The sequence below is a fragment of the Pedobacter sp. 10L46_2 genome (assembly GCF_056395165.1).
On record NZ_JBFTIZ010000098.1, the window covers coordinates 20,403 to 27,128 of the forward strand.

Below are 6,726 nucleotides of genomic sequence, written 5' to 3' on the forward strand. Positions count from 1 at the left end.
TAAAGTTATGAATTATTTTACCTCAAGTACTTCTAAAAAGAGTTCGAACATTTCCTCTGGTTTAAATGGTTTAGAGAGAATATAGAGAATGCCCATTTCTTTAAGCCTAAGTCTCACTTCTTCAAGTACATCGGCAGTAAAAATGATTACTTTGGTTTCCGGATAGGTTTCTTGTATGTATTTAGATAGCTGATAACCATCCATACCCGGCATGTGCAGATCTACAAGAACAACATCAAACTTTTCCTTTTTTAGAAATTCTATGGCAGTATAGCCATTGTCCGCTTTATTAGCATTGATCCCAAAACGACTTAATTGGCGGGTGGCGACGAGTAAATTTGTAGGATTATCGTCAACAATCAACAACTTAAAATCAGGTAGGGCAGGGAAATCAAATTCGAATGCGTTTGATTTCTTTTCCTTTAGTATTGGTAAGGCCTTTTTGAAGTCAATTTGGAACTCGAATATTGATCCTATGGACGGTTTACTGATTAAGCGAATTTCGCTTTTGAAAAGCCTTACTAAACCTTTGGTAATGTTAAGTCCCAATCCGCTTCCTTCTTGTTGCCTGTGGGAATCCTGGTGAACCTGATGAAACTTGTCGAATACCAGATTATGTAGATGTTCAGGAATTCCAATTCCAGTATCGGAGATTTTAAAAAGGATAGATGCATGATCGYCTTGATCGACAAGCGTTTTTAGGGTGATGCTAACCTCTCCTTTTTCGGTAAATTTGATGGCATTAGCCAATAGGTTATTTAATATCCTTGTTAGCCTGAGATCATCAATCATTAAGGACTCAGGTGTTTTGTAATCATGATGGAAATTTAGGGCAAGGCTTTTATTTTTAGCGAATGGTAGAAACTGCTTGTAGACATTATTTATAAGTGATATCAGATTTGTAGGGGCTTCATTTAATTGCATCTTTTTACTTTCAATCTTTTCCAGATCTAATATGTCGTTTATAAGCCCCAATAAATGATTAGAAGAGTATCTTAGATGATCCACATACTCTTTTATATCCTTGTTTGAAGATGTTGCCTGATCCAAGAGATTGCTGATGCCAATAATTGCATTTAAAGGAGTCCGAATCTCATGACTCATAATGGAAAGCGTCTCTGTCCTTTTTCTGGCAATTTGTTCAGCAAGATTTTTGGCCTCAATAAGCTCCAGCTGGTTGTTTTTAATGTCTGTAATATCTTTCAATATTCCTCTGAACAATCGAACATTGTTGTTTTCCATTATTGGAACGCCTGAGATCCTTACCCATTTTTTATTCCTTTTAGCTGTTATGAGCTCTAATTCAATGTCGAAGGCAATATTTTTGTCAAGCGAATTTTTCAGCGCTTTTAATAATTTTGTTTTATTCTCTTTGTCAAATGATTGTGGGACATTGATACTATTGATTACAATATGCGGATCTGATTCGTTGATTTCGTAGATCTGATTCGTTAAAAATACTTCTTTACTTATCGTATCATATTCCCAACCACCCATTTTTGAAATTTGATGACCTATTTCTAGCAAGTTGTTGATCCTTTTGAGCTCTAAGCTATTCTTTTCAAGCTGATCGGTCATCTCTTTTTTAGCTGTAATATCCTCAATGATACAGATTATCCTGGCATCAGTATTAATGGAATCGATTTTTTGAAACTTAGCACAATACCATAGCGACTTAGTTGGGTCAAAATCTGGATAGATGCATTGTTGTCTTTCTCCAGTACTAAGTAATCTGACTATGCAGTCAATAAAGATATCTCCAAACTTGCCAAAAACTTCCGGGATACTCTTATTGATAAAGAATTCGGGTGGCATGAACAATTTAGATTTATCTTTTGTCCAAACCCGCTTAATTACAGATTGTTCGGTTAATTCCAGAATTACATCATCAAGTGCTTCAACCAGCGATTGCAAATTATGAGCGTCATTATCCATAGGTAGGTAGTGGTAGATTTAAAGTTTGTAATTATTTGGTTAGTTGTGTCGACTTGTTATGTAATCCTCTAATCGTAGCAAAACTTCCCCGTTTTCTGCCTGCAAATAAATAGCATTGTTGTAGGAATTGTTCGGGATGAAGGTTTTTGCCTTGGTTGTCGGATAAAACACACGTTTTTCTTATTTTTATATACCTTAGATATACAACATCCATGCCTCATTTTAAAGCCAGTAAAATTGGAAGTTTATGGGTTGCTAACTTATTTTGAATAGTGACAGTAATGGTATAGTTATTGGAAAGTAAAATACCTGAATTTAGGCTATTTGTTAAGTGGCTGGTAATCTTGCGTATATTTTTTTAATGCGATTTTTTTAGAAAATTATCAAAATAGATTTGCGCTTATTCGCATGTTTTTATATCTTTGGCGCTCCTTAAGGGGAAAGGCCTTGGTAGCTCAGTTGGATAGAGCAACGGTTTTCTAAACCGTGGGTCAGGGGTTCGAATCCCTTCCAGGGTACAAGAAATTTATTTCTTAATTAAAGGCGACATTGCTCCAGATGTCGTCTTTTTTTTTGCCTCTATTTTTTAAATATTGATTTAGTCAGGAGCTAATAGGGCTTCGATCCAGAATATTTAAAGATCATTACAAGTTATCGATTTAAATCTTAAATACTTGAAAAGGAGCGTGTAAGGCTGTTGTTTGGAATAATTTTAAATAATATTGTTTAGAATTATTTTAAATAGTAGGTTTGTGCCGATCAAACAAATTTCAACTATGATAAGAATTTTTACCAATTGTATTATTTTGCTCTTATTTTCTGCAAGTCTGTCATTTGCGCAGACTGGAAATATTGGTGGCTCAGTAAAAACCTCCGATGGAAAACCCGCAGAACTTGTAACTGTAAATATTAAAGGAACAGGTAAAACAGCCTTAACAGATAAAAGAGGATCGTATGAGCTAAAGAATATTAGAACAGGCAAATATATTCTGACTGCAACATTTATTGGTCTGGCAAAACAAGAACAGGCTATTGAAGTAAAATCGGGAGAAACTGTATCTGCTGATTTTGTACTGAATGAGAATTCCGATCAATTACAAGAAGTAATCATTTCTTCCAGAAATACTAACAAAGTAACTGCTGCAGTTGCTAAGATGCCTTTAAAAAATCTGGAGAATCCACAGGTTTATAGTTCTGTTTCTTCTGAAATATTAAAACAGCAAGCGATTAGTAACTATGATGATGCGATGCGGAATATTCCCGGAATCGCAAGAACATGGGAATCTACAGGAAGGGGAGGTGATGGAGCCTCTTATTTTGCGCTCCGTGGTTTTGAAGCGCAGCCAAGTCTGATCAATGGATTACCTGGCCTGACCAGTGGAAACCTTGATCCGGCAAGTGTGGAAGAGATACAAGTGATGAAAGGACCTTCTGGGACATTGTTTGGAGCAAGCTTTTATGGCTATGGAGGGATTATCAATACCATTACTAAAAAACCGTATTATGAGTTTGGCGGTGAAGTAGCCTACAACCTGGGTAGTTTTGGTTTGAACAGGGTAACTGCAGATATAAATATGCCTTTGAGCAAAACTGAAAAAATTGCAATGCGTATTAATACTGCCTACCATACAGAAAACAGTTTTCAGGATGCCGGATTTAAAAAGTCTTTCTACATAGCACCTAGTTTGGCTTATGAAGTAAATGATAGGCTTTCCTTTCAGGTATTGACAGAAATTTTACAGGAAGAAAGGGCTGCTCCTCCAGTCTTTTTTAATACTAATAGAGATACAACGCTCATCTTTAAAAACCTAAAAGAGCTAAACCTAGACAGGAACTTGTCTTTCACCAGCAACGATCTGACTATAAAAAATCCAAGATATAATTTGCAAGGTCAGATGCTTTATAAACTATCAGATCAATGGACTTCACAAACTGTGGTTTCCAGAGGGAACGTAAAATCAGATGGCTATTATACCTATATCTGGGATGATGCATACCTGAATATGGGGGGCGCGAACAGGGACAATTATTTTGACCAGTATTTCCATAAAGAACAACAAACCACTAATACAACTGATATACAGCAGAATTTTAATGGCGATTTTAAAATCGGAAGTCTGAGGAATCGAGTTTTGATAGGGTTGGATTATTATACCCGCAATGTAATTGACAATGGCTCGGCTTGGGCTTTAGTAAGACAGGTTACACCTCAGAACAGTGAAGTTGAATTTGATAAAGATGGAAAAGAAATTCCTCCGGTATATTTAACGCAAGCTTTGGTTGATAATGCGCTGGCGGATGCAGGAGCAGGAAGTCGTACCAATATCAAGAACAGTACCTCCAGCGCTTATGTATCAAACGTTCTTAATTTTACTCCTTCATTAAGTGTTATGGCTAGCTTAAGGATGGATTATTTTGATTCCAAGGGTGATCTTAAAGATACTGAAGATGATTATAATCAATTAACCTTCTCGCCTAAATTTGGGGTTGTTTATCAGCCTATACTGGATAAGGTGTCGATTTTTGCGAATTACATGAATGCGTTCTTTAATGTAGCGCCACGTGAAGTATTTGACGAGAATAAAGTAAGCCTGGGCGTAAAATCATTTAAACCTGAGCAAGCTAATCAATGGGAAGTAGGAGTGAAAGCTAATTTCTTTTCTGATAAGTTGTTTGCCACTTTCTCTGTTTATGATATCAGAGTTGCAAACAGGGTTTATGATACACCAACTTCTTCCGTGCAAGGTGGAAAAACAGGAAGCAAGGGTTTTGATTTGGATTTAAGTGCAAATCCTTTTCCTGGTTTTAATATCGTTGCAGGAGTTAGTCACAGCAGAATTAAAGTGCTTAAAGGAAACACAGGTGAGCCCACTGATTTTTACAACGAAGTAGGAAGTGCACCAGGTGGTCAGGGACCTCAGGATCTGGCAAATTTATGGGCTACTTATAAATTTGGATACGGTAAATTAAAAGATTTCGGGATCGGGTTAGGTGGAAACTATGCTGGTGTATATAAGGTAATAGATAATAGTGTAACAGGAGTTTTTGAATTGCCAAGCTATACCTTGTTAAATGCAAGTTTATTTTACAACTCAGACAAATATAGGTTTACCTTTAATATGAATAACCTGACCAATGAAGATTATTACATTGGTTACTGGTCTGTTAATCCACAAAAACCAAGGAACTTTGCGGCAAGTTTTGCTTATAAATTTTAACTTATGAAGGCTAAAACAATAAAAAAATGGTTTGAAGTTCATAAATGGACCAGTCTTATTTGTACGGTTTTTTTGCTCATGCTATGCCTGACTGGTTTACCTCTGATATTTTATGAGGAAATTGATCATTTACTGGGCAAGGAAGTAGAAATGCCTGCTGTTCCTCCTGGAACTCCAGAATTGTCAAAAGATGTTGTACTGCATGAGGCCTTAAAACACGTACCCGTAAAGGCAATAAAGTATGTGTCATGGGATGTAAAAGAGCATCCTGGTGAAATGTTTGTTGTTGTGGCCGATTCAAGTGAGGCGCCCATTGAAGGAGATCATTACCTTAGGATGAATGAGTATACTGGTAAGGTAATGGACACGCCGCCCAATGAAATGGATTTTATGCTGGTGATGTATTACCTGCATGTAGAAATGCTGGCGGGCATACCCGGTAAACTTTTCCTGGGGCTGATGGGGCTGCTTTTTATTGTTGCTATTGTTTCCGGTATAGTATTATATGGTCCGATTATGAAGCGTTTTGATTTCGGAATGATCAGGACAGAGAAATCATCGAGATTAAGGTGGTTGGATTTGCATAACCTGTTTGGAATTGTAACACTGGCCTGGGCATCGGTTGTTGGACTTACAGGTGTGATAAACACCCTGGTTGACCCAGCGCTGGACAAGTGGAAGGCTAGTCAGCTTGCCGAAATGGTTGCGGGATATAAGAATAAACCTAAGGTAACAGGAACTTTAAGTTCTTTGGATGCTGCTGTTAAGACAGCTAAGGCAGCCGCTCCCGGAATGGATGTCTCTTTTGTTGCCTATCCGGGAACACTTTACTCCAGTAAGTATCATTACGCAGTGTACATGATTGGAACTACTCCGCTAACTTCAAGGATTATCAAACCGGCGTTAATAGATGCCAAAACTGGGGAATTGACAGACATGAGAGATCTGCCATGGTATTTGAAAACAATCTTTATCTCCCAGCCATTTCACTTTGGTGACTATGGGGGTATGCCGATGAAGATACTCTGGGCGATTTTCGATATCGCTACTATTATTGTATTGATTTCCGGAATTTACCTTTGGCTTGCCAGGCGCAAGGCGAAGTCGGCCCAACTTAAAAGGCTTATGGGAGAAGCCGAATCGCTCACCTTATCAACTGTTCAAGAGAATGAAGAATAATAATAACGTGTTTTTCAAAGTATGGGGTATCCCTATTTTACTGGGAGTGATAACAATTTTAGGCTTGTTATCAGCAATAATGGGAGTAGGAGTATGGCATATCGTGTCATGGATTGCCTTAAGTATTCCGGTTTATGTTATGTTTAGGTACGGATTAAAGTATTTTAAATAGGTCTTTCTAATTTTTCTGGTTGTGGTTTAGTGAGTTAGGGATATTTTGTAAGAAATAGTGTATAAATGTTTGCGTGGTGGCTGAATTTTCCTACTTTTGCATCCCGCTTCGGAGGAAGGGAAACAGTGAAAAAGGAAGGTGAAAAAGAGTTTCAAAAAAGATTTGCAAAACAGAAAAAGATTTCTACCTTTGCAGTCCCAAACAAAACGGGAGTTACCAAAC

4 protein-coding genes and 1 tRNA gene are annotated in these 6,726 nt (G+C 37.4%); 4 read left to right on the forward strand and 1 reads right to left on the reverse strand.

Annotated elements, in window-relative coordinates; translation table 11 throughout:
• Window positions 1–12: 12 nt before the first annotated feature.
• Window positions 13–1,935 (reverse strand): response regulator, encoded by a 1,923-nt coding sequence (locus AC1DDX_RS12705; protein WP_477622114.1) that lies wholly within the window; start codon window positions 1,933–1,935, stop codon window positions 13–15.
• 444 nt (window positions 1,936–2,379) lie between these two features.
• On the opposite strand from AC1DDX_RS12705, the gene AC1DDX_RS12710 reads away from it, so the two are divergent.
• The 4 genes from AC1DDX_RS12710 to AC1DDX_RS12725 all read left to right on the forward strand — a co-directional run bounded on the left by AC1DDX_RS12710 (window position 2,380) and on the right by AC1DDX_RS12725 (window position 6,504).
• Window positions 2,380–2,453 (forward strand) — tRNA-Arg (locus tag AC1DDX_RS12710).
• Between the two features lie 258 nt (window positions 2,454–2,711).
• Window positions 2,712–5,153 carry a TonB-dependent receptor gene (locus AC1DDX_RS12715; protein WP_288883932.1) on the forward strand — a complete coding sequence of 814 codons (2,442 nt, stop codon included), beginning with the start codon at window positions 2,712–2,714 and terminating at the stop codon, window positions 5,151–5,153.
• Between the two features lie 3 nt (window positions 5,154–5,156).
• Window positions 5,157–6,332, forward strand: coding sequence for a PepSY-associated TM helix domain-containing protein (locus AC1DDX_RS12720; RefSeq protein WP_288883933.1), 1,176 nt, complete (start codon window positions 5,157–5,159; stop codon window positions 6,330–6,332).
• Window positions 6,322–6,504 carry a hypothetical protein gene (locus AC1DDX_RS12725; protein WP_172660290.1) on the forward strand — a complete coding sequence of 61 codons (183 nt, stop codon included), beginning with the start codon at window positions 6,322–6,324 and terminating at the stop codon, window positions 6,502–6,504. Before AC1DDX_RS12720 ends, AC1DDX_RS12725 begins: the two co-directional genes overlap by 11 nt.
• Window positions 6,505–6,726: the final 222 nt, after the last annotated feature.

Coding starts and splice junctions, on each gene's coding strand:
- AC1DDX_RS12720 (WP_288883933.1), top strand. CDS start 5,157: ATGAAGGCTAAAACAATAAAAAAATGGTTTGAAGTTCATAAATGGACC.
- AC1DDX_RS12725 (WP_172660290.1), top strand. CDS start 6,322: ATGAAGAATAATAATAACGTGTTTTTCAAAGTATGGGGTATCCCTATT.
- AC1DDX_RS12715 (WP_288883932.1), top strand. CDS start 2,712: ATGATAAGAATTTTTACCAATTGTATTATTTTGCTCTTATTTTCTGCA.